The sequence below is a fragment of the Pantoea sp. S62 genome, from assembly GCF_016658625.1.
Classification (GTDB): domain Bacteria; phylum Pseudomonadota; class Gammaproteobacteria; order Enterobacterales; family Enterobacteriaceae; genus Pantoea; species Pantoea vagans.
This window is the reverse complement of sequence record NZ_JACVVI010000006.1, coordinates 167,040-191,095: the sequence shown is the minus strand read 5'-3', so window position 1 is coordinate 191,095 and position 24,056 is coordinate 167,040. Positions and strand designations below refer to the sequence as shown.

Genomic DNA, 24,056 nt, shown 5'->3' with positions numbered 1-24,056 from the left:
GAATAAGATCAAGGCTATGCCAGATTTACTCGCGCTGAACGAAAATCATCGTTGGAAAAAATGTAAAGAATTCTCCTACACTGAAAAAAGGCGGTCCGGTTCGCAGCCGCTCAGGGGGTCGAAAATTTTCGCAGTCCGGTGATTCAGTGGCTGGTTTTTTCTGCAGGCGGATACAGTGTCTGACGCTGGGTCTGTTGCTGCGATGCCAGTCGGGAGGGGGAGAATATGATCAACACTATTGCGCTTTTTTGGGCTCTTTGTGTGGTGTGTATCGTGAATATGGCGCGCTATTTTTCATCGCTGCGTGCCCTGCTGGCGGTATTACGGGGCTGTGATCCGCTGCTGTATCAGTATGTCGATGGGGCGGGATTCTTCACCTCTCACGGTCAGCCGAGCAAGCAGGTGCGGCTGGTCACCTATATCTGGGCAAAGCGCTATCTTGATCATCATGACGATGAGTTTATCCGGCGCTGCGAGCGGGTGCGGGGGCAGTTTCTTCTGACCAGTGCACTGTGCGGACTGGTAGTGATAAGTCTGGTGGCGCTGGCGATCTGGCATTAAAAAAGGGCGACTTACGTCGCCCTTTTGTCTGCTGGCATCACACCAGTTTCAAGGCAATCCAGTAGAGCGAACCTGACAGCAGAATACAGACCGGCAGGGTGAAGATCCACGCCATGGCGATGTTCTTGATGGTCCGGCTCTGCAGTCCGCCCCCGTCAACCAGCATCGTACCGGCTACCGATGAAGATAGGATATGCGTAGTGGAGACTGGCATGCCGGTATAGCTGGCGACGCCAATCGACAGCGCGGCGGTCACTTGCGCTGACATGCCCTGTGCATAGGTCATGCCTTTTTTACCAATCTTCTCACCAATGGTGGTGGCAACACGACGCCAGCCAATCATGGTGCCGATGCCCAGCGCCAGCGCGACGGCCACAATAATCCAGATCGGCGCATACTCGATGGTGCCAAGCAGGTCGCTTTTCAGCTTATTGAGGAAGCGCTTGTCATCTGGCGAGGTCTCTTCCAGACGGGCCGCTTTATCGGCGGTGTCTGAGATACACAGCAGCAGACGACGCATCTGGCCGCGCTGATCAACCGTCAGCTGATCGTAGCTCTGCAGATTATTCAGCAACACCTGAGCACGCTGAACCGCCTGCAGTGCGCGTGCGCTGTCACAGTGGAACTCCTGCGGGCTGGTCGCTGGCACTTCTTCCGGCGTTGGCAGCTTAGGCGGTGCCATCTGGATGATGTGCGTCAGCGAGGCGTTATGCTGCTGGTAATACTGCTCCAGGTGATTAACCGCATCGCGGGTACGCGTAATGTCATAACCGGAGGCATTCATATTTACCACGAAACCGGCCGGAGCCACGCCAATCAGGACCAGCATGATCAGGCCAATGCCTTTCTGACCGTCATTCGCGCCGTGCGAATAGCTCACGCCAATTGCCGAAACAATCAGGGCGATACGGGTCCAGAACGGCGGCTTTTTCTTGCCGTCGATCTTCTCGCGGTCAGCAGGCGTCATATGAATACGCGCACGCTTTTTGGTATTACTCCAGTAGCGACGCAGAATGAAGATCAAGCCGCCCGCCATCACCAGGCCGACAATCGGCGACAGGATCAGAGAAAGGAAGATGTTCAGGACTTTCGGGATGTTGAGTGCATCAACTACCGAGGTTCCGGTCATCAGGGCGTTGGTCAGACCGATACCGATAATGGCGCCGATCAGGGTATGGGAGCTTGAGGCCGGCAGACCGAGATACCAGGTGCCGAGGTTCCAGATAATCGCCGCCAGCAGCATAGAAAACACCATGGCGAGACCGTGAGCCGATCCAACATTTAACAACAGATCGGTGGGAAGCATATGAACAATAGCGTAAGCGACACTCAATCCACCGAGCAGCACGCCAAGGAAGTTGAATACACCCGCCATCACCACAGCAAGCTGGGCACGCATGGCACGCGTATAGATGACCGTCGCAACTGCGTTGGCCGTGTCGTGGAAACCGTTGATCGCTTCGTAAAACAATACAAACAGCAGGGCAAGAACCAATAACAGGCTAGTACTGAGGTCTAGACCAGCAAACAGATGTAGCATAAACGTTACGCCATTTTTGGAGGACATGAACGCGGCGCATTATCCGCGACAACGTGCTGTATGGGAAAGGAAAATATAGCGTTAATTTGACCTTTCGTCGTAAGGCTGAAGGGTAACTCAGCTAAAAAGGGTTAGATATTAAGCAGATACAATATGACACATTTACGGCAATTTTTTGACGCTGGCGTCTCAGTGAGCAGATCACTACAATCTGCGCCTTTCCAGTTAAGTGAGTGAACCGCAGTGGAACAGTTTGACGTTATCATCATTGGTGCCGGCGCCGCCGGTCTGTTCTGTGCCGCCCAGGCCGGACAGCGGGGACGCCGCGTGTTACTGCTGGATAACGGCAAAAAGCCGGGACGCAAGATTCTGATGTCGGGCGGTGGCCGCTGTAACTTCACCAACCTCTATACCGAACCGGCGGCCTATCTGTCGCACAATCCCCACTTCTGTAAATCGGCGCTGGCGCGTTATACCCAGTGGGATTTTATCGATCTGGTCAATCGTCATGGTATTGCCCGGCATGAGAAAACCCTGGGTCAGCTCTTCTGTGATGACTCGGCTCAGCAGATTGTCGATCTGCTGCTGGCCGAATGTGACAAGGGCAATGTCACCCTGCGGCTGCGCAGTGAAGTGCTCAGCGTGGCGCGCGATGAAAGCGGTTATACCCTGCAACTCAACGGCAGTACGGTTCAGGCGGAGAAGCTGGTCATCGCCAGCGGCGGCCTGTCGATGCCAGGTCTGGGGGCTTCGCCATTTGGCTATAAAATTGCGGAGCAGTTCGGCCTGAGCGTCTTTCCGACGCGGGCGGCGCTGGTGCCTTTTACTCTGCACAAGCCGCTGCTGGAGCAGCTGCAGACGCTGTCAGGCGTGGCGCTGGAGACCACGATTGATGCGCAGGATGGCACCCGCTTCAAAGAGGCGATGCTCTTCACCCATCGCGGCCTGTCCGGTCCGGCGGTATTGCAGATTTCCAGCTACTGGCAGCCGGGTGAATTCGTCACTATCGATCTGTCGCCCGCCACACCGCTTGAGGCGTTTCTGACGGCACAGCGTGAAGCACATCCGAATCTCAGCCTGAAAAACAGCCTGGCGAAAATTCTGCCGAAGCGCTTGGTGGAAGTCCTGCAGGCGCTGAAGGTGGTGCCGGACATCACGCTGAAGCAGCTCAACAGCAAACAGCAAACTGAGCTGGCGCAGACGCTGCACGCCTGGCGCATCCAGCCAAACGGCACAGAGGGCTATCGTACGGCGGAAGTAACGCTGGGCGGCGTGGATACGACGCAACTCTCCTCGAAAACCATGGAGGCGCGTGCGGTGCCGGGGCTTTACTTTATTGGCGAAGTGGCCGATGTCACCGGCTGGCTGGGCGGCTATAACTTCCAGTGGGCCTGGAGTTCCGCCTGGGCCTGTGCCCAGGCGTTGTAACGCGCGTTTACCAGCGCTGATGGACGTGAGGCGCGATCTTCTCCTGATAGATCTGCTTTAGCGCTGCCATCGTCTCCTCAGAGAGCGCATCGACATCGCTGGCGCGGGCATTGGCTTCAGCCTGTTCGCGATTTTTCGCGCCAGGAATCACCACGCTGACATCTTCGTTCATCAGGATCCAGCGCAGCGCAAACATCGCCATGGTGGTGTCCCCGGTGACGAAGCGGCGAATCTCCTCAACCGCTTCCAGCGCCACCTCATACGGCACGCCGGAGAAGGTCTCGCCCTTATCGAACGCTTCGCCATTGCGATTAAAGGTGCGATGGTCGTCAGCGGCAAACACGCTGTCGGCATTCATTTTACCGGTCAGCAGACCTGACGCCAGTGGCACACGGGCGATGATCGCCACATCACGGCGTTTCGCCTCACGCAGTAGCAGTTCCGCCGGACGCTGGCGGAAAATGTTGTAGATCAGCTGAATCGACGAGACGTTGGGAAATTCCAGCGCCTTCAGCCCTTCCTCGACTTTCTCAACGGAAACACCGTAGTGACGGATTTTTCCGGCGGCCACCATCTCATCCATCACCGCGAAGACGTCCGGGTTGTAGTAGATCTCGGTCGGCGGGCAATGAAGTTGCACCAGATCCAGCGTTTCGGTCTGCAGATTTTCACGTGAGCGATCAATAAAGGCGTTGAGATTTTCGGCGTTGTAGCCCTCAGCCACGTGCGGTGAAAGGCGACGTCCCAGCTTGGTGGCGACAAACGGACGTTCCCCGCCGCGCTGGTTCAGCACCTCCGCGATAATCTTTTCGGAGCGACCATCGCCATAGACATCGGCGGTATCAATAAAGGTGATGCCCGCATCCAGCGCGGCGTTCAGCGCGGCTTTGGCATCCTCCATGCTCACTTCTCCCCAGGTTCCGCCAATGGCCCATGCGCCAAAGCCAATTTCAGAGACGCGCTGACCGGTTCGGCCCAGTGTTCGTAATTTCATGCAAACCTTCCTCGATGCGTTTCAGACAGGGTGACAGAAAAGGGCTAACCATTGAGCTTAGCGCTTTCCGGCGGTGAGGCGATTCGGCGTTGTTGCATACCAGACCCGTATAAACAGGAGGCTTTTGCGGCAGGCTGCTGGTTACGTTGAAGATTTCTGCAAAAAACAGGCCGGATCGTGTGGATACCGCTTCGCTAATTAATTGATTTTAAGAAATTTCACCTGAAATTAAACAGGCGAGAGTGTGGATTCGGTCACATACTTCAATTTTCAGGCCAACAATGGGATCGCTATGTTTAAATTTGTTAAGTCGGTCTTTGCCAGTCCCGAGAAGTTTTTGCAGATCATGACCCGTCAGGATATCAACGACTCAATCGCTGAAGGTGAGCGCATCATTATTGATGAGAACGGCAATATCTCGGTCAACACGCTGAGCGAGGATGTCCATGAAGATTTTGCCCGCCACGTGAATACGTTAAAGGGAGTGTAAGGTGGGTACCGCAATATTTATGGTGCTGATGGTCAGTGGTTACTGGTACACCAGCCGTGATTTAAACAGCCGCTTTAAAATCCGCCGCTCGTCGGGCTGGGATGTCTATTTTCTGGTCGCGCTTTACGGCTGTATTTTTGTTCTGCAGGGCGTGTTCGCCACTGGCATCGTCTGGCTGCTGCTGCTCTGTATGTCCGGTATCGCCAATGCCCTGCAGATGATCCCCGGCGTGCATCTGAAGTGGCAGGTGGAGTTCATGAACTGGAGTTTCCTGGGCATCCAGGCACCGGTTGTCATTATGCTCGCCTTCGCCATTCTGCTCTGCCTCTATCGCTCAAACTGGGCGGGCAGCGCACGCCTGAATGTATCAGGGCGTAAAGATCTCTATCAGCGGCTGTCACGATCCAACGGCGTGGAGCAACTGCTGTTTCAGTGCATGGAAGAGGGTGAACTGGCGTGGATTACGCTGAAGTCGCGCCGTATTTACATCGGCATGGTGCATGCCTCGACCTTTGAATATGAGAGTACTAAAAACATCGTGCTGATCCCGATGCTGAGCGGATACCGCGACAGCAAGACACTGAAGCTGGCGGTGGAACATAACTACAGCAAGTGGTACGCCGAGCATGAGATCACGCTCGACTCGAAACCCAAAGATGCGATGTCGTTCCGCAAAGTGATCATGGTTGACCAGATTGAAAGTCTGTCACTGTTCGATCCCGCCAGTGCCGCCGCGCTTTCAATGGGACATCCGCAGGAAGTGGAGAAGAGTCAGGGTACTGACGACGCGGACAGTCCGGACGATAAAAGCCGCGATGCAGCGGGTTAAGAAAGCCAGGAAAGGGTCCTGGCTTCTGACTATCAACAGTATTGCTGCGCCGTATCTCTTAAAAGATCAGTGAAGTTATAGATATCGTTGAGTGAGGTGATTGGATGGCGAGTCTCTTTTTTCTCGCCATCAAACATCCCGATATATAACTGACTACGATTGAAATGAAGACGGCAAATGGGTTTACGATTATTATCATCGATCAAAATACCAAGGTAACTTTGGGTATCGCGGAAGGTAATGCGTTGAGGCTCAATAACTTTTCTGATGATTGATTTTACGATATGAAATCCTTCAATCTCCATTTCAGTAGTAACAATGGTACCGTTATCCGCCTCGCTTTTATCACCACTGTTTTTCGATAAATCTTCATTATTAGGCTGGTTTGATACCATTGCTCCACCGCTGATAGCAGATTTAAGTCTCTCATTAACCTGATCATTAAGCCATTGAGTTGCAGCTTTTTTAGTTAGTATAGAGAATTGCTCTCTGACTTTTTGCGTAAGTATGCCGTCATAAACACGTGAAGCAAAAAGTTTAACGAAGTCCTCATCTGGTTCGCTGAATTGGCTGGAAATCATTTTTTTTATCTGACTGATAAATTTAAGTTCGCCAGCTGCACTGACAATCGAATCAACATCAAAAGCGCTTTTGGTGAGTTTAACCAATTCTGGAACCACGTGTTCATCAATATCCAATAAATCCAGTTCTAAAAATGGCTTCTCATCCATTTTATTCGGTGCATCCAGATCGGTAAAAAATTTATAAAGCTGACCATTTGTTAAGATAGAAATGCGTGCATTTGTCACATGAAAGTAGCGGAAGAGTTGAGAGGCATGCTTAACGTTTAAAGGTTCACCAATTTTTTTACATTCTATCAGGATCTGGATTTCACCCCCTTTAGATATGGCATAATCGATCTTTTCACCTTTCTTAGTACCGACATCACAAATGAACTCAGGGATAACTTCTGTCGGGTCAAAAACATCATATCCAAGTATCTGACTGATGAAAGGCATAACAAAAGCACTTTTAGTGGCTTCTTCTGTCTGAATAATTGCTGCTTGCTGCTGGATCTTAGCTGAAAGACCATTGAGGTTATTGAAAATATCCATTGCTCACCCTGTTTTTGTTCGACTCAAGTCGTGTTTGAGATTCATTAGTTGATTTAATGAAGTTGCCGGGATGTAACATGTTGAAAAGTTTTATTTTTTATATAAATCATTTACTTAATTTATTTTTGGCAGGTCGAATTGTTCCTTCAATTCACTTTAAAGTAAGGAAAAATTATCAGAAAAAAATGAAATTGGCTATTTAGCTGTCGCTAATTATTGACTTTTTTTTCATAAGGACTGGTTCTCATAGCAAATGTTGAATTTTTGCGGTTACGGTATTCAGCAACGCTATGATCATTTATCGTTTTGCCATAGCCTGGAAAAAAACTGCCTCACGCCATATTTTCCGCCGTAAACAGTCTGAACGCCACTTTACCCGCCTGATAGATATCCGGTTGATAGCCGGTTTCCAGATGACTCAGCATCAGATCGATCGCTAACCGGGCATGCTGCTGAGCGTGCTGATCCAGGGTAAATGCTACTTCATCGTTCAGCAGCAGCTGGCGGGTGACATCATAAAGCTCATGGGTGATGTAGGTGCATTTACCCAGTAACTGATGGGCGCGCAGGGTGTCGCTGACATCGGTATTGCCCATGCCGGTGTTATAGACACCCGCAATCGCCTGTGACGAACGCAGATTGCGGGCCAGCTCGCTGCGGATGGTTTCCCGCTGATCCTGACCCGACAGCACCTCACGCAGATAACGCTGCGGCGCACGCTGCTCCATGGCTTCACGGAAGCCGGCGATACGCTGACGGTGGGCGCGATAATCAAAGCGGCCGCTGACCATCAGAATGTCGCCGGGCTGGTTCAGGGTTTTACTCATCAGCAGGCCCGCGGTGCGGCCTGCCTGATACTGGTCGATGCCAACATGACACAGGCGGTCAGCGTCGGGCAGATCGGTGACGATGGTGATCACCGGCACATTGCGGCTGCGGCACAGCGCCAGTGCCCGATAGACAGGCGGTGAGTCATGTGCAAACACGATAATGCCGTCGCGGGTGCTGCTGCGGGCGACAATGCTCTGCGCCAGCTGCTCGGGCTGCGCTTCGGCCACGAGCGTTTTGTGCAGCTTCAGGCGGCGATAGCCAAGCTGACTGGCGATCTCGCTGAAACAGGTGGTGAGCTGCTGAAAAAAGGATGAGCCGTTGTTACTAAGGAAGACTTCGATTTGCCACGGATGCTGATACTCCTCTGGCAGCAGACGCCGGAGTCCCGCTTCACGCGCGGCCTTCAGAACTTTGCGGCTGGTCTCCAGCGAGACGCCGCCGCGCTCATTCAGCACCCGGTCAACCGTCGCAATCCCGACGCCCGCCATTTTTGCCACCACCTCTAAGGTGAGCTTTTTCATTCAGACTCCACGCGTAAATGGCGATTAGCTGCTGCCTGCCAGACTGTTTATCTCTTCTAACCGGTTAAAAGTAAAAGATAAAGTAATTTGATGATGGAAAACCATCAACAGCGTTGCGCCATGCGCTTTTACCCTCAGTGCGGTCGTCAGGTTAAAAAGCACAGCGGGCCGCTGTCCGGGCGGAAATACCGTTAAGCTTGTAGCGAGACAATTAACGAGGAGTGAATATGGCGCAGCAAAAAGAAGTTCTGATTATTGGTGCTTCACGCGGTATCGGTCTGGCGGTCGTGCAGGCGTTTGCCGGTGAGGGCTGGCAGATCACGGCCACCCATCGCAGCGGTGTTCCGGAGCAGGGCAACAGGCCAGGTATCGACTGGCAGGCGCTGGATATGACCGACGCATCGGCGGTTCAGCAGCTTGCTGGCCAGCTCAGTGGCAACGCGTTCGATGCGATTCTCATCAATGCCGGAATTTCCGGGCCTTCGCACCAGAAGGTGTCGCAGAGTGACGATCAGGAACTGGCACAGCTGTTCCTGACCAATGCGATAGCCCCGGTTCGCACTGCAGAGATTCTGCTGCCGCTGCTGAAGCCGGAGGGCGTACTGGCGCTGACCTCATCCCAGCTCGGCAGCCTGAATGAAAATCCGGAGGCGCAGATGCCGATTTACTCGGCCAGCAAAGCCGCACTGAATATGCTGAGCCGCACCCTGACCCCGGCGGTTGAAGCACAGAACGGGACGCTGCTGACGCTGCATCCCGGCTGGGTGAAAACGGACATGGGCGGCGAGAGTGCGCCGCTGACGGCAGAAGAGAGCGCCGCCGGTATCGTTCAGCAGCTGACCCAATGGCGCGGACGCGGGGGTCATCACTACGTCGATTACGCCGGCCAGCAGCTGCAGTGGTAGGCTGATACGGGGCGGTTACGCCCCGATGTCACGCAGTGCCTTACCCTTCATCAGATTACGTTCAATGTGTTCCAGCGTTACATGTTTGGTCTCGGGTACCAGCATCATCGTCAGCACGATAAAGACCAGGTTGAGCGCGCCGTAGAACCAGAAGGTGTTGGCATTCCCCAGTTGATCCAGCATCGTCAGGAAAGTGGCTCCCACTATCATGTTGCCGACCCAGTTGGTGGTGGTGGAAGCAGTAATGCCGAAGTCACGCCCTTTCAGCGGCTGAATTTCTGAACAGAGCAGCCAGATGACCGGTCCGGCCGCCATTGCAAAGCCAACGATAAACATCAGCAGCATCGTGACCGCAAAGTATTTGCGGAAATCTGTTTCGACGCCGATATGCAGCAGCGTGCCCAGTACGCCCATGCCCACCGCCATCACCAGAAAACTGGTGGTGAGCATAGGCTTGCGACCCCAGCGATCGACAAAAAAGATGGCAATCAGCGTGGCCAGCATGTTGACCAGCCCGACAATCACCGTGCCCCACATCTGCTCACTGGTGCTGGAGAAACCGGCAATATTGAAGATTTTAGGGGCGTAATACATCACCACGTTCATGCCGGTAAACTGCTGCATTACCTGTAGCAGCATCCCCAGCCAGACCGCGCGGCGGAAATTGCCATTAGAGCGGAACAGCGACCAGCCGCGCTGTTTCACCTGGAGGCTTTCCCGGATCTCTTCCAGCTCCTCCCGTGCCTGTTCGCTGCTGTTACGCAGCCGATCCAGCACGCGCTGCGCCTCGTTGAAACGTCCGTGCGCCGCCAGCCAGCGCGGACTGTTGGGCAAAAACAGCACGCCGATAAACAGGATCACCGCCGGAATAGCGATAACGCCGAGCATCCCGCGCCAGTTGCCGCTGTAACTGAACGCGGTGTCGGAGAGATAAGCGACCACGATGCCGGTGGTCAGCATCAGCTGGTACATCGAAATCATTGAGCCACGAATACGTTCCGGCGCAATCTCCGCCAGATAGAGTGGCGCGGTATAAGAGGCGATCCCTACCGCCAACCCCAGCATCACACGGGCACAGACCAGCGACTCCACATCGGGAGAAAAGGCGGACCACAGCGAACCAATCACAAACAGCGTCGCGCCCGCCAGCATGCTTTTCTTACGTCCCAGCTTTGAGGACATCCAGCCCGCCGCCAGCGCACCCAGCGCCGCACCAAACATCATTGAACTCACCACCCACTCCTGCTGATGGTTGGTAATCTGCAAATCTTTCGCCAGGAACGGCAAGGCCCCTGCGATGACGCCGATATCCAGACCAAACAACAGGCCGGACAGCGCCGCCATAAAACAGACGAACCAGGTAAAACGGTTCTGATGATTTCCCGATTTTTTAGCCGCGGCCATGCGAGTCTCCTTGCGGTGATTCAGTGTCAATATTGTTAATGTTATGTAAACATAGTCGATATCAATGTGGGTCCGATCACACTTCCGGCTATCGCTGGGGTCGCACAACATGGCTGTGAAAAGAAAGCATCGGAGATCAGCAGGTTGATGCAGAAACGGGAAACCGCAGCCAAGGCACGAATATGCAAAGCAGCCTGCATCAGGTCAGATTTTGCAACTGACCGCCTGCGGCATTACACTTCCGCCTTTCTGCTATTGATTGAAGGTACTTATGTCTGAACCTTTCCAGCGTCAGCCGCTGCCCTTGCCGGGCGGCCATAAAAAAGTTTTACTGCACTCCTGCTGCGCACCCTGTTCGGGGGAAGTGATGGAAGCGATGCTGGCCTCCGGCATTGAATACACCATCTATTTCTACAACCCGAATATTCATCCGCTCAAAGAGTATGAGCTGCGCAAAGAGGAGAATATTCGCTTTGCCGAGAAATTTGGCGTGCCGTTTGTCGATGCTGACTACGACCGGGATAACTGGTTTGAGCGGGCGCGCGGGCTGGAGTGGTCGCCGGAACGGGGTGAGCGCTGCACCATGTGCTTTGATATGCGTTTTGAGCGCACAGCACTCTATGCCCATGAAAACGGATTCCCGGTAATGACCAGTTGTCTGGGTATTTCACGCTGGAAAGATATGAAGCAGATTAATAGCTGTGGTGTCCGCGCAGCGGCGGCGTATCCGGATCTGCTCTACTGGGATTTTAACTGGCGTAAAGGTGGCGGATCGGCGCGAATGATTGAAATCAGCAAGCGCGAGAGCTTCTATCAGCAGGAATATTGCGGCTGCGTCTATTCACTGCGCGACACCAATCGTCATCGCGTCACCCAGGGACGTGAGCGTATTAAGATTGGTGTGCAATATTATCAGCCGGATGAATCCTGATTAACTGATATCGCAGAAAGCATCTGCCTGCGCATAGCCGCGCGCTGAGCGCGTAACAGGCCGGACTGTTACGCCACAGCTCTGCTTTATACTGCCTGGCCGGACGTAGCTGCACAGCGCGCAGGGGTCGTCAACGTCGGCCATCTGCTGCTTCGCTTCTTCACTCATCAGTCGTTTACGGCAGGCGCTTGGCGTGCAGCCCATAATCTGCTTAAACGAGCGGGTAAAAGATTGCTGGCTTTCAAAATGGTATTTCAGCGCCAAGCTGATGATGGGCGTGCGGCTGTTTTTTAAATCATTCACACTGGCGTTAAGTTTTTTCTTACGAATATAGCGCGCCAGCGTTTCATTATGATAACGGGCAAAGAGTTTCTGTAAATACCATTTCGAATACCCGGCTTTTTCTGCAATATCATCCACGCTTAAACGCTGGTCGAGATTATTGTTAATCCACTCAGTGATAGAGACGATCACGCTTTCGTTATATCTGTTTTCTTTCATAGCTGTTCTCCCCTGTTTAATTCAGCGGAATTATGAATTATTTATCTTAATGTGCTTATTCTTTGCGTAAAGTTCTTTCAATATTTGAATCGTTATCTCTGAAGAGATTCATATGAACAGCAGTTATTAATAAAACAGATGAATTGTAATTAGTCTGTTGTTAATTATAAGGGGAATAATTGATCCCGGGCGGATAACGATAAACGCGAGCATAGTATTTCGCTTGCCGCTTCGCGGTTAAGGCGGCCAGCGTCTGTGAAATCAACACCATAGCACGGACCATCAATAGATTTTCTGCCGCGACATGCCAGGCTTACGACTCACCTTTAACCTGGAGAACCCCGGATGAGCCCGACATACGCGTTGAAAAAACCGCTTGCCGCTTTGCTCACCTCGCTGGCTTTATTTGCGCATGCGCCCGCCAGTGCCGCGCCTGTTTATGGCGAACAGCTGGAAGGATTTCATTACCCCTATCCTCTGCAGCATTTCGATTTTCAGTCCCAGCAGCAAACGCTGAGTATGGGCTATATGGATGTGAAGCCGGTGCAACAGGCCAACGGCAAAACGGTGGTGCTGATGCACGGTAAAAACTTCTGTGGTGCAACGTGGGAAGAGACCATTCGCGCGCTGAGTCAGCAGGGCTATCGCGTTATCGCGCCTGACCAGATTGGCTTCTGCAGCTCGACCAAGCCCGCCAGCTATCAATACAGCTTTCAGCAGCTGGCTGAAAACACCCATCAGCTGCTCGCCCGGCTGGGTGTGGAGAAGGCGGTGATCATCGGTCACTCTACGGGCGGAATGCTGGCCACGCGTTATGCGCTGATGTACCCGGAACAGACGCAGAAGCTGGTGCTGGTCAACCCGATTGGGCTGGAGGACTGGAAAGCCAAAGGCGCACCGTGGCGGTCGGTGGATCAGTGGTATCAGCGCGAACTGAAACTCAGCGCAGAGGGCATTAAGAAGTATGAGCAGCAGACCTACTATGTCGGGCGCTGGAAACCGGAATATGACAGGTGGGTCGATATGCTGGCCGGGCTCAACAGCGGGCCGGGACATCAGAAAGTGGCGTGGAACTCCGCTCTCATCTACGACATGATTTTCACGCAGCCAGTATTTTATGAATTTGGCGATCTGAAAGTCCCGACCACTCTGATGATCGGCACCTCAGACACCACGGCCATCGGCAGTGATATCGCCTCAGCAAAGGTCAAAACCCGGCTGGGCGATTACGCGGTGTTGGGTAAAGAGGCCGCAAAACGTATTCCGGGCGCGCGCTTAATTGAATTTCCCGGGATGGGGCACGCGCCACAAATGGAAGAACCGGCAACGTTTAATCAGACGCTGCTCGACGATCTGGCGCGGCCCTGAATGGTCAGGCGCTGCGGCGCCTGATCTCAAACCGCTACGCGTTTCTGCTTTTTCCTGAGGTACATCTGCTCATCGCTGTCGTGCAGCAACTGTTCCAGCGACTGTGGATGCGCTGCGTCAAACTCCACCACGCCGGACGAGAATTGCAGGCGGTAACGACGATTCAGACTGACTGACTGCTGTTGCAGATAATGGTCGAACCGGGCGAGTAACGCTTCGCTCTGCTGCTGCTGCAGGCCGTTAAACAGCACCACGAACTCATCGCCGCCCAGACGGGCAAACAGATCGGAGTGCTTAAACACCACCTTCATCGCATCGGCAAAGTCCATTAGCGCGCGGTCGCCTTCACGGTGGCCCAGCGTGTCGTTAATCTGCTTAAACTTGTCGAGATCGAGAAAGGTCAGGCAGGCGGGCCGGTTTTTCATCAGGCACTCATTCAGAACCATCTGCCCCAGCGTCATAAAGCCGCGACGGTTGGTAATCTGGGTCAGCTCATCGCAGGTGGCGGTCTGAAAGGCGACCAGTTCCGCTTCGGCCATCGCGGCCAGGTCGCGCATCGTGGCCTGATCCTCTTCGTTGAACTGACGCGGTTCGCGACCAATAATGCAGAGCGTACCCATTTTCGCGCCGCCGGGCGCACGCAGTGGACAGCCTGCATAAAAGCGAATATGCGGTTCGCCAGTCACCAGCGGGTTATCATGAAAACGCGCATCTTTTTGCGCATCTTCAACGATCATGATCTCATCCTGCAGGATGGCGTGGCCGCAAAAGGAGATGTTGCGGGGTGATCCTTTAGGTTCATAGCCCTGAGCAGATTTAAACCACTGATGGTCATTTTCCAGCAGGCTGACTAACGCGATAGGGACGTCATACAGGCGGCGCGCCAGGCGGGTTAAACGATCAAACCGCTCTTCCGCTGGCGTGTTCATTATGTTCAGCGCACGCAACTGCGATAAACGTTGTGCCTCGTCGGCAGGGATTTCAGGTGCTTTCATCACAGAGACCTTTATTGTTTTAGCGGAAGCCAGGTTCTGGTGTTTGCCTTACGGCGAAGAAGAAGAGCGTGACATAGCAACCACGCTCTTTATGAGGAGGGGATCAGAGCACTTTTTGTTCTGCGAGATCAAGGGCGAAATAGCTGAAAATCAGGTCCGCACCGGCGCGTTTAATCGCACCGAGACTTTCCAGCACCACATTACGCTCATCAATGGCACCGGCCTGTGCGGCAAATTTAATCATCGCGTATTCGCCGCTCACCTGATACGCCGCCAGCGGCAGTTCGGTGCGTTCACGAATGTCGCGCAGAATATCCAGATAGGCACCTGCCGGCTTCACCATCAATGAATCCGCGCCCTGGGCCGCATCAAGCAGCGATTCACGGATCGCTTCACGGCGGTTCATCGGGTTCATCTGGTAGGTTTTACGGTCGCCTTTCAGCGCCGTTCCGGCGGCTTCACGGAACGGGCCGTAAAACGATGAAGCGAATTTGGTGGAGTAGGACATGATGGCGGTCTGGGTAAAGCCCGCCGCGTCCAGTGCCCGGCGAATCGCCTCAACCTGACCATCCATTGCCGCTGACGGCGCAATGAAATCCGCACCGGCTGCGGCGGCAACCACGGCCTGCTTACCCAGATTGGCCAGGGTTACATCGTTATCGACGCCGTGATCGCAGAGCACGCCACAGTGACCGTGGCTGGTGTATTCGCAGAAGCAGGTGTCAGACATCACGATCATTTCCGGCACGGTGTCTTTGCAGATGCGGGACATGCGTGCCACCAGACCGTTTTCGTTCCAGGCATCGCTGCCGGTCGCATCGGTATGGTGCGAAATACCAAAGGTCATCACCGAGCGAATGCCCGCTTTGGCGATGCGCTCAATCTCAAAGGCGAGACGTTTTTCCGGAATACGCATCACGCCAGGCATCGCCTGAATCGCTTTGTAATCGTCGACTTCTTCTTCAACAAAAATAGGCAGAGCCAGATCGTTCAGGCTCAGAGAAGACTCCTGGAACATTTCACGCATTGAAGCGCTGGCGCGCAATCTTCTTGGGCGCTGGATAAGGGAATAATCAGACATTTTCATTCTTACGCAGGTGAAAAAAGTGACGACAGTTTACTCTCTTTGCCCGCGAGGCATGAAGGTTTGTGTGCGGTAATAAGAGGGGAAAAGGACTCTCCCGCCGGGCGGCGGGAGAGCAGAACGATTACTCGTTGATATCCGGATGCTGCTGCACCAGGTTTTTACGTTTCGCTTCCAGGCGGGCAATTTCTTCGTCGATATCTTCGATTTTGTGCTCGATGTTATCGTGATGCTCCTGCAGGATTTCGCGCGCTTCTTCCATGTCTGAGGCCGCTGGCGTCGCACCTTTCAGTGGCTTGTTTGCCGTCTCTTTCATGAACAGACCGGTAATCAGACCAATCACCGCCACCACCATGAGATAGTAGGCTGGCATGTAGAGGTTGCTGGTGGTTTCTACCAGCCAGGCCGCCAGCGTTGGCGTCAGACCGGCAACCAGTACTGAGATGTTAAACGCACTCGCCAGCGCACTGTAGCGGATGTGCGTCGGGAACATCGCAGGCAGTGACGAGGCCATCACACCGGTAAAGGCGTTGAGGATCACCGCCATCAGCAGCAGACCACCAAAAATCAGGCCCAGCACGCCACTGTTGATCATCATAAAGGCGGGAATTGCGAAGACCAGCAGGGCAATACTGCCGATGATGACAAACGGACGACGGCCAAAACGGTCACTCATCATGCCGATCATCGGCTGAACAAACAGCATACCGATCATAATGGCGATGATAATCATCACGCCGTGATCTTCGCTGTAGTGCAGGTTGTGCGACAGGTAGCTCGGCATGTACGTCAGCAACATGTAGTAGGTGACGTTCGTCGCGATAACCAGACCGATACAGGAGAGCAGGCTGCGCCAGTGTTTGGTCGCAATCTCTTTAAACGAAACCTGCGGACCATCCTGCAGGCCTTCGCGGTCGCCCTGTTCCAGTTTGTCCACGTGCTGCTGGAATGCCGGGGTCTCTTCCAGCGCATGACGCAGGTAAAGACCGATGATGCCCAGCGGTAGCGCGACGAAGAACGGCAGACGCCAGCCCCACTCAAGGAAGCTTTCTTCCCCGATAATGGAGGAGATCAGCACCACCAGGCCCGCACCGAGCACGAAGCCCGCAATCGAACCGAAGTCGAGCCAGCTCCCCATAAAGCCACGTTTACGGTCAGGCGAATATTCGGCGACAAAGATTGAAGCACCGGTATATTCACCGCCTACCGAGAAGCCCTGTGCCATCTTAGCTAACAGCAGCAGAATCGGCGCCCAGATGCCGATGGAGGCATAGGAGGGTATCAGGCCGATACAGAACGTACTGACCGACATGATGATGATGGTGATGGAAAGGATTTTCTGACGACCATATTTGTCGCCCAGCATACCGAAGAACAGACCACCCAGCGGACGGATCAGGAAGGGTACAGAGAAGGTACCCAGCGCGGCGATCATCTGCACGCCTGGTGATGCATCCGGGAAGAAGACTTTACCCAGTGCATAGGCCACAAAGCCATAAACACCGAAGTCGAACCACTCCATCGCGTTACCCAGAGAGGCCGCGGTGATGGCTTTACGTAAACGGGCATCATCGATGATGGTCACATCATCGATCCCAATTGGTTTTACACGCTTCCTACGCAATTTCATAGAATTACCCTGTAATGGAACACGAAAGTCCTCAACGGCGCGAGCCGCGGTGAGTCATCAGACCGCTGCGTTGAGAAATTTAAGCATAGCTTCAAATAAGCGCGGTTTACGCGCCCACTGACACAATAATTACTGTTGTTATTATTGCGAACAGCGACAGAGTATACCGTTTTTGTGTGATATCTGTCATGTTTGGGCTACATACAGGCTATTTTTACCACTGATACGGCTGATTAGCTGCGCAAAAAAATTATCACGCTGCGTGACGACCGCCGTTTTTTTCAGCAAATTGGGGGCGGGAAGGGGTGATGAGCGGCGATACCGACGCCGCAGGTGGTTATTCGCTATACAGAGCAGGGTGGCAGTAAGCCATGCGACCTAACGAAAGACACACAGACGCCGATATTGCGCGGCAAGCCTGTTAAGTTCAGGGTCGGTTCAGATGCTGGCTGTCTGATGAGTCTCAGGGGCGTGATCCGCTTTAACCAGCTGTTCGCCCTGTCTGGCGAGCCAGGCAATCAACGCCGCGTTGTCCATCGGGCGGGCATAATAAAAGCCCTGGATAAAGACCACGCCGCGCCGTTGCAGATAGCTGAACTGCAATGCGCTCTCGACGCCTTCCCCCAGCACTTCCAGCTCAAGCTCATGACTGAGCTGAATGATTGCATCCAGCACCGGGGTTCTGCCCTCCAGGGATTCAATCGCGTTGATAAAGCCGCGATCGATCTTCAGATAGTCCATGGTGAAGGTCTGTAAGTAACTCAGCGAACAGTGACCGGTACCAAAATCATCAATCGCCACTTTCATTCCGCAACCGCGCAGCTGCTCCAGCTTGCGTGCCACCTCAACGCCATCTTTGATCAGGCTGCGTTCGGTCAGCTCCAGGGTAATCAGGAACTGCTTATCTTTAACCCGGTCAGCAAAGTGCAGCATATCGTCGACAAAGTCCGGGTGCTGCAGATGATCGGCCGCCACGTTAATGGCCAGATGGAAGCCTGGTTCAACCTGCCACGCCTGCACATCCTCTGCAATTAAATCGAGCAGATGACGGGTAAGCGGCACAATCATGCCTTCCGCTTCAGCGGCACCGATAAAAATATCGGGCCGGATGCCGTTACCGTCGGGCGTTGTCCAGCGCAGCAGTGCCTCTGCGCCGCTACAGCGCTGCAGCCGGTTGTCATAGACCGGCTGATAGTGCGCCCTGAAATGACTGCTGGCGATGGCCCGCCGAATCTCATCGCGCCAGGAAATACGCCGTTGCAGCCAGTTCGCCATCAGCATCATCAACAGAATCGAGAAAATGATCGCCATCGGCATGATGATCAACATTACCTGACGCCAGGCCAGGATCAGCTCAGAGGGTGAGGCAATAAGGGTGACAGAGAGCGGATAGCGGCTGGAACTGGCCTGATAAATCAGCGGTTCAAACCAGCCGGACAGGGCGATTTGCGGATCGCCAAACGAGATCGGCGCGCCGTCGTTAAATTCCATGCTGAAATGATAGAGATGGGTACTGCTGATGGCGCGCATAAAATCGATCAGATACTGGCCATCAACGACTGCCCAGAACCCCTCACCATCGGGCAGATCGCGCATAAAAATCACTGCGGGACGGTCCGGCACACCCGCCGTTCCGGCAATCGACAGGCTCCACCAGGCTTTTCCGGTGACCGGCGCATCACGCATGATCATATCGCTCAGAAAAGCAGGCTTCGTACCATAGGCTGAAGAGCAGGCAATTCTGTTTTCTTCCATTTTACCAATGGCGCGAAAATAGGGATTCAGCGCACCGATGCGCTGTAACTGGTTTTCAATCTGGCTGCAGGGCTGATGCTGAAACTGGCGCAGCTCAGTAATCATATTCCAGGCGCTGTCGCTCATTCTCTCGGCCTGAGATAACAGCGTCTTTGCCGCGTTCACCTGCTGCTGCCGCACGGTGTGGCGCGCATCTAGGGCCGTGAAAAAAATGCCAATAATCAGAGGCAGCACGCCGGAGATAATAATCACCAGCCTGGCGTAGTCGCGTTTTCGTTTCAGTAGCGGCACCGCTAAATCCTCTGGATATTATTGGTATTATACGGAGGGGCTAATCAGTGGCGCAGCATAGCATTTCTCCGGGCGGTGCAGATTAGCGTTTTTGCGATCAACTGAACTGACTCAGGTCAATTATCGACCAGACTTTACATTTTATTGACAGGTTGTTTTGCCTTTATTGGTATTCAGCAAAAAAACAGGTGAGAACGGGAGGCAGGGCAGAAGGACGAATCGCTGCTGCCGCCTGGGGTGACCCTGGCCCGCCTGAGCGCGGACGCAGGGTAAAGGTGATTCTTAATCAGCAAAATAGATCTGTTTCAGCGCCACTTCAACGCCGCGCAGCTCAGCCAGTCCTTTCAGCCGGCCAATGGCAGAATAGCCGGGATTGGTACGTTTATGCAGGTCGTCCAGCATCTGATGGCCGTGATCGGGGCGCATCGGAATTGCTCGCTGATTGCCCGTCCGCCGCCGCCGCTGCTCTTCCGCCAGAATGACCCTGATGACGCCGACCATATCGACGTCGCCCGCCAGGTGCGCGGCTTCATGGAAGCTGCTGGGGTTTGCCTCGCGCTTTGTGGCGCGCAGGTGGACAAAGTTGATGCGGTCGGCATAGGTTTCCGCCATCTCAACCAGCGCATTGTCGGCACGCACGCCATAGGAACCAGTACAGAAGCAGAAACCGTTGTGCAGACTGTCCACGGTTTCCTTCAGCCACTGCATATCTTCCTGGGTAGAGATGATGCGCGGCAGGCCCAGAATCGGTCGCGGTGGATCGTCCGGATGCACTGCCAGTTTAATCCCCACTTCCTCCGCAACCGGCACGATAGCGCGCAGGAAGGTTGCCATATGCTCGCGCAGTTTCGCTTTGTCGATGCCGTCATACTGTGCCAGCTGCGCCTGGAACTGCTCCAGGGTGTAACCCTCTTCGGCACCAGGCAGACCGGCGATAATATTGCGCACCAGCGTACTTTTATCCTCAGCGCTCATGGTGGCAAAGCGCTGAGCGGCGGCCTGCTGTTCAGCCGCGCTGTAATCCTGCTCCGCGCCCGGACGCTGCAGCAGATAAAGTTCGAAGGCGGCGAAAGCGTCGGCGTCGAAGCGTAGCGCTTTTGCGCCATCCGGCAGCGTCCAGGCGAGGTCGGTGCGTGTCCAGTCCAGCACCGGCATAAAGTTGTAGCAGACGGTATCGATGCCACAGGCGGCCAGATTGCGTATCGACTGCTGATAGCTGGCGATATAGCGAAGGTAGTCACCGCGCTGGGTTTTGATCGCCTCATGAACCGGGATGCTCTCCACCACCGACCAGACCAGACCCTTTTCCGCCAGCAGTGCCTGACGCGCTTTAATCTCCTCAACCGGCCATACTTCACCGTTAGGGATATGGTGCAGCGCCGTCACAATACCGGTTGCGCCCGCCTGACGCGCATCATCCAGGGAGACCGGATCGTTCGGGCCGTACCATCGCCATGTATGTTCCATTTTTACTCCTCAACTGTGATGTGGCCCAGTGGTCAGGCCGCTGGGCCAAGAGTATGATAGTGGACACATCAGGGCCGTGATCCGGATCGCAGCATGACAAACTGCATCCGGCAAGTGAGCGGTTTATGCTGAATAAAAGGAGAGGGTAATGAGCCTGCCAGTCATCAAGACGGAGCGCCTGTATCGGCAGATCGCCAACGCCATTATGGCCGGTATCACGCGCGGTGATTTTGTGGCGGGCGGCCTGCTGCCGCCCGAACGCGAGCTGGCAAAACAGTTAGGTGTCAGCCGTTCGTCAGTGCGTGAAGCATTGATTGCGCTGGAGATGACCGGCTGGGTCGATATCCGCACCGGCAACGGTATCTACGTCGCTCAGCCGCTGCCACAGGCCGCCATCCCGCAGGAGAGTGAAACCTGCAGCCTGCAGGATCTTTTACAGGCGCGTGAAGCCTTTGAAGGCATGCTGGCAGGATTTGCCGCCCGTAACGGTACCGCCGGGCAGCGGGAGGCACTGCTGGCGCTGACCGCTGAACTGCAGCACTACAATGAAAACGATGCGGCGTTTCTGGAGCAGGATAAACGCTTCCATCTGCTGATCGGCGAGATGAGCGGCAATGACGTGTTACGCGACCTGCTGGAGCAGCTCTGGAACCGGCGTCACAGTCCGCACGTGCAGCGGCTGGAACGCCATTATGCCGATAACAGCTTTGCGCAGGCGATGAACGCTGATCATCAGCAGATTGCCGACGCGATTGTGGCAGGCGATGAAGCAGCGGCTCGCCAGGCGATGGAGAGCCATCTGCAGCACGTGCAGCAGAGGCTACTTGGTTAGTCCCCGGACGCGTTTAGGTCGTCCGGTGCCCAGCATAATCGCCAGACGGCTGCCGCCCGGCGTGGTCTCCATCAGGATTTTGGTAATGCTGGTCAGCGGCACCGAGAGCAGCATGCCGACCGGACCGAGCAGCCAGCCCCAGAAGACCAGAGACAGGAACACTACCAGCGTTGATAAGCCCAGGCCGCGACCCATCAGGCGCGGTTCCAGCATATTGCCGAACACCATATGAATCGCGGTAAACAGCGCAGCCACCATCGCGGCATCAAACAGGCTGTTCAGTAACAGCGCCTGCAGAAAGGGCGGAATGCCGGCAATAATCGGGCCGATATTAGGAATATAGTTGAGGATAAAGGCCACGACGCCCCACAGCAGCGCGAACTTCACATCCAGCAGATAGAGACTCAGCCAGACGGCGATGCCGGTGATGAGACTCACCAGGGTTTTCAGCGCCAGATAGTGCGTCACACCTTTCAGCGCCTTATGCAGCCCGGCGATACGAATTTTCGGGTTCACCAGCGCGTTACGCATTTTGTAAGGCAGATGATGAACCTCAAACAGCATAAAGACCACGGTTAGCACCAGCAGCACAGTATTAGTCATCGCACCCGAAAAGCCGCTGAGCGCCGCGCTCGCCAGGTTCACCATGGTATTCGGATCGAAACGCTGCACCAGCGCGTCGGTAGAAATATTGAGATGAAAGCCCGCCGCCAGATGTTGCAGCACCGTCATTTTCTGTTCCATGGTGGCGCGCAGTTGCGGGTAAAGGTCAGAAAACTCGCTCATTGAGCTGGCGATGATGGCACCCAGCAGCAGGATACCGCAGAAGATCACAGTAATGACCAGCCCAATCGCCAGTCCACGGCGGAAGCCACGACGCATCAGCATTGTCACCAGCGGGTTGAGCACAATGGCAAAGAACGCCGCCAGCAGAAGCGAGACCAGAATATCGGACGCGGCCCGAACCCCGGCAAGAATGATGACCAGCATCGCCAGTTTTATCAGAATATTTTGTCCAATTTTTTCCCGTTGCAGCTCGCTCATTGCCTCTCCCGTGACGTAATCTGGCTGTTGGAAGTGTAGCTGAAAGAAAATTAACAATCTGATTTATCAGAGAAACGGTAAAGCGCGGCGGCATAATAGCGTGATAATCAGCGCCACCGCACTCAGCTATGACGGCAGGACCGCGACCTCCTGCTGTTCCTGTTTTTGCGCCGCGTTTTACTGCCCGATAACCGTGCCAGTGTGATGCGCCGGTGGCGAAAGCAGGTATAGTTAAAGGATAAACCTTATCATTCAGCCAACTACGTGCGAGAACCTATGCCTGAACAGCCTGCAGCGGAACAGAATGCTCCATCCGGAAGCCTGAACATCTCGCTGCTGATCCTCTCTATCGTCGCCTACAACTTTGCCAGCTATCTCACCATTGGTCTGCCGCTGGCGGTCCTGCCTGGCTGGGTGCATGACCAACTGGGCTTCAGCGCATTCTGGGCGGGCGTGGTGATCAGCCTGCAATATGTGGCGACGCTGCTGAGCCGGCCACATGCCGGGCGCTATGCCGATCTCTGGGGGCCAAAGAAAGTGGTGGTGACGGGCCTGGTGGGCTGTCTGATTAGCGGGTTGTGTATTCTGCTGGCGGCGCTGATCGCATCCCCGCTCTGGAGCCTGATACTGCTCTGTGTGGGCCGGTTGATTCTGGGTGTGGGCCAGAGCTTTACCGGCACCGGCACTTCGTTGTGGGGGGTAGCGCGGGTCGGTTCACTGCACATTGGCCGCGTAATTTCCTGGAACGGCATCGTCACCTATGGCGCGATGGCGATAGGTGCGCCGCTGGGCGTGGTGATCTTCCGGGCCGGCGGGCTGCTGTGGCTATCGCTGGTGATTGTGGCCATCTGCATGGTTGGCATCGTCTGCGCGGTCCCGCGTCCGGCGGTAAAAGCCAGCCGCGCCAGACCGCTGCCGTTTCGGGCGGTGCTGGGGAAAATCGCTGGCTTTGGCGCGATTCTGGCGATGGGGTCAGCGGGTTTCGGCGTGATTGCCACCTTTATCACGCTGTTCTATCAGGATAAAGGCTGGGAGGGAGCCGCCTTTGCGCTTTCCCTGTTCAGCGGCGCTTTTGTCGGGGCGCGCCTGCTGTTCCCGAATGCGATTAACCGTCACGGTGGCCTGCGGGTCGCCAGCGTTTGTCTGGCGGTTGAGGCTGCCGGGCTCTTTCTGGTCGCCGCCGCAGGCGATCCGTGGATGGCAAAAACGGGCGCGTTTATGACCGGCGCCGGGTTTTCACTGGTGTTTCCGGCACTGGGCGTGGTGGCGGTAAAAGTGGTGCCGCAGCAGAATCAGGGCAGCGCCCTGGCGACCTATACCGCTTTTATGGATCTGTCGCTGGGAATAACCGGGCCACTGGCCGGATTCATCATGAATTATGCCGGTGTCTCACGCGTCTACTTGCTCACGGCGCTGCTGGTCTGCGTCGCTTTCTTCTGCACGCTGCGCCTGCAGCGGCGTCAGGCTTCAGAGCCCGTAAGCGGGGATTGATCAGGATAAAAAAATGGCCCAGCAGCGGGCCATAACGTCTTTTCAGACA

21 protein-coding genes are annotated in these 24,056 nt (G+C 54.7%); 9 read left to right on the top strand and 12 right to left on the bottom strand.

Annotated features, from left to right (window positions below; all coding sequences use genetic code 11):
* The first annotated feature begins 225 nt into the window (after positions 1-225).
* Complete coding sequence (uspB, locus tag IBT54_RS11635; RefSeq protein ID WP_013359386.1) at positions 226-561, top strand: universal stress protein UspB; 336 nt, start codon at positions 226-228, stop codon at positions 559-561.
* A 37-nt stretch (positions 562-598) separates the two neighbouring features.
* Here uspB and pitA read toward each other — a convergent pair whose 3' ends face one another.
* Positions 599-2,101 carry an inorganic phosphate transporter PitA gene (pitA, locus tag IBT54_RS11630; protein WP_143813135.1) on the bottom strand — a complete coding sequence of 501 codons (1,503 nt, stop codon included), beginning with the start codon at positions 2,099-2,101 and terminating at the stop codon, positions 599-601.
* Between the two features lie 243 nt (positions 2,102-2,344).
* Here pitA and IBT54_RS11625 point away from each other — a divergent pair, with 243 nt between their 5' ends.
* Positions 2,345-3,529, top strand: a complete 1,185-nt coding sequence (locus IBT54_RS11625) for an NAD(P)/FAD-dependent oxidoreductase (protein ID WP_201252188.1) — start codon at positions 2,345-2,347, stop codon at positions 3,527-3,529.
* Between the two features lie 7 nt (positions 3,530-3,536).
* On the opposite strand, the gene IBT54_RS11620 is transcribed toward IBT54_RS11625, so the two are convergent.
* Positions 3,537-4,523, bottom strand: coding sequence for an aldo/keto reductase (locus tag IBT54_RS11620; RefSeq protein ID WP_201252187.1), 987 nt, complete (start codon positions 4,521-4,523; stop codon positions 3,537-3,539).
* A gap of 292 nt (positions 4,524-4,815) precedes the next feature.
* On the opposite strand from IBT54_RS11620, the gene IBT54_RS11615 reads away from it, so the two are divergent.
* Both IBT54_RS11615 and IBT54_RS11610 read left to right on the top strand, forming a co-directional pair.
* On the top strand, positions 4,816-5,013 hold the full coding sequence (locus IBT54_RS11615; RefSeq protein WP_201252186.1) for a hypothetical protein: 198 nt from the start codon (positions 4,816-4,818) through the stop codon (positions 5,011-5,013).
* 1 nt (position 5,014) lies between these two features.
* The gene (locus tag IBT54_RS11610) at positions 5,015-5,842 is read left to right on the top strand and encodes a hypothetical protein (RefSeq protein ID WP_201252185.1); all 828 of its coding nucleotides are present in this window, start codon (positions 5,015-5,017) and stop codon (positions 5,840-5,842) included.
* 32 nt (positions 5,843-5,874) lie between these two features.
* Here IBT54_RS11610 and IBT54_RS11605 read toward each other — a convergent pair whose 3' ends face one another.
* Positions 5,875-6,957: a type I restriction endonuclease gene (locus IBT54_RS11605; RefSeq protein WP_095706550.1), complete on the bottom strand. Its 1,083-nt coding sequence runs from the start codon at positions 6,955-6,957 to the stop codon at positions 5,875-5,877.
* A gap of 332 nt (positions 6,958-7,289) precedes the next feature.
* On the bottom strand, positions 7,290-8,309 hold the full coding sequence (locus IBT54_RS11600) for a LacI family DNA-binding transcriptional regulator (RefSeq protein ID WP_095706551.1): 1,020 nt from the start codon (positions 8,307-8,309) through the stop codon (positions 7,290-7,292).
* Positions 8,310-8,536: 227 nt separating this feature from the next.
* Between IBT54_RS11600 and IBT54_RS11595 the strand changes: the two genes are divergently transcribed.
* Positions 8,537-9,214, top strand: a complete 678-nt coding sequence (locus IBT54_RS11595; protein WP_095706552.1) for an SDR family oxidoreductase — start codon at positions 8,537-8,539, stop codon at positions 9,212-9,214.
* A 15-nt stretch (positions 9,215-9,229) separates the two neighbouring features.
* Here the strand turns inward: IBT54_RS11595 and IBT54_RS11590 are convergent, their stop codons facing one another.
* Positions 9,230-10,618, bottom strand: a complete 1,389-nt coding sequence (locus IBT54_RS11590; protein WP_095706553.1) for a sugar porter family MFS transporter — start codon at positions 10,616-10,618, stop codon at positions 9,230-9,232.
* Positions 10,619-10,889: 271 nt separating this feature from the next.
* Between IBT54_RS11590 and IBT54_RS11585 the strand changes: the two genes are divergently transcribed.
* On the top strand, positions 10,890-11,549 hold the full coding sequence (locus IBT54_RS11585) for an epoxyqueuosine reductase QueH (RefSeq protein ID WP_013359376.1): 660 nt from the start codon (positions 10,890-10,892) through the stop codon (positions 11,547-11,549).
* Here IBT54_RS11585 and IBT54_RS11580 read toward each other — a convergent pair whose 3' ends face one another.
* On the bottom strand, positions 11,550-12,050 hold the full coding sequence (locus IBT54_RS11580) for a helix-turn-helix domain-containing protein (RefSeq protein ID WP_013359375.1): 501 nt from the start codon (positions 12,048-12,050) through the stop codon (positions 11,550-11,552).
* A gap of 345 nt (positions 12,051-12,395) precedes the next feature.
* Here IBT54_RS11580 and IBT54_RS11575 point away from each other — a divergent pair, with 345 nt between their 5' ends.
* The gene (locus IBT54_RS11575) at positions 12,396-13,418 is read left to right on the top strand and encodes an alpha/beta fold hydrolase (protein WP_033784224.1); all 1,023 of its coding nucleotides are present in this window, start codon (positions 12,396-12,398) and stop codon (positions 13,416-13,418) included.
* 26 nt (positions 13,419-13,444) lie between these two features.
* On the opposite strand, the gene IBT54_RS11570 is transcribed toward IBT54_RS11575, so the two are convergent.
* The 5 genes from IBT54_RS11570 to uxuA form a co-directional block, all read right to left on the bottom strand.
* The gene (locus tag IBT54_RS11570; RefSeq protein ID WP_013359373.1) at positions 13,445-14,413 is read right to left on the bottom strand and encodes a diguanylate cyclase; all 969 of its coding nucleotides are present in this window, start codon (positions 14,411-14,413) and stop codon (positions 13,445-13,447) included.
* A 103-nt stretch (positions 14,414-14,516) separates the two neighbouring features.
* Positions 14,517-15,494, bottom strand: coding sequence for a porphobilinogen synthase (gene hemB, locus IBT54_RS11565; RefSeq protein WP_201252184.1), 978 nt, complete (start codon positions 15,492-15,494; stop codon positions 14,517-14,519).
* Positions 15,495-15,621: 127 nt separating this feature from the next.
* The gene (proP, locus tag IBT54_RS11560; RefSeq protein WP_013359372.1) at positions 15,622-17,127 is read right to left on the bottom strand and encodes a glycine betaine/L-proline transporter ProP; all 1,506 of its coding nucleotides are present in this window, start codon (positions 17,125-17,127) and stop codon (positions 15,622-15,624) included.
* Positions 17,128-17,565: 438 nt separating this feature from the next.
* A complete protein-coding gene (locus tag IBT54_RS11555) occupies positions 17,566-19,173 on the bottom strand; it encodes an EAL domain-containing protein (protein ID WP_201252183.1) in 1,608 nt (535 codons plus the stop codon).
* Between the two features lie 282 nt (positions 19,174-19,455).
* Entirely contained in the window at positions 19,456-20,640 is a 1,185-nt protein-coding gene (uxuA, locus tag IBT54_RS11550) for a mannonate dehydratase (protein WP_013359369.1), read from the bottom strand.
* A gap of 148 nt (positions 20,641-20,788) precedes the next feature.
* Between uxuA and IBT54_RS11545 the strand changes: the two genes are divergently transcribed.
* Positions 20,789-21,472 (top strand): FadR/GntR family transcriptional regulator, encoded by a 684-nt coding sequence (locus IBT54_RS11545; protein WP_201252182.1) that lies wholly within the window; start codon positions 20,789-20,791, stop codon positions 21,470-21,472.
* Here IBT54_RS11545 and IBT54_RS11540 read toward each other — a convergent pair.
* Positions 21,461-22,516 carry an AI-2E family transporter gene (locus tag IBT54_RS11540; protein WP_201252181.1) on the bottom strand — a complete coding sequence of 352 codons (1,056 nt, stop codon included), beginning with the start codon at positions 22,514-22,516 and terminating at the stop codon, positions 21,461-21,463. The genes IBT54_RS11545 and IBT54_RS11540 overlap by 12 nt on opposite strands.
* 276 nt (positions 22,517-22,792) lie before the next feature.
* Between IBT54_RS11540 and IBT54_RS11535 the strand changes: the two genes are divergently transcribed.
* Entirely contained in the window at positions 22,793-24,007 is a 1,215-nt protein-coding gene (locus IBT54_RS11535) for an MFS transporter (RefSeq protein ID WP_201252180.1), read from the top strand.
* Positions 24,008-24,056 lie beyond the last annotated feature (49 nt).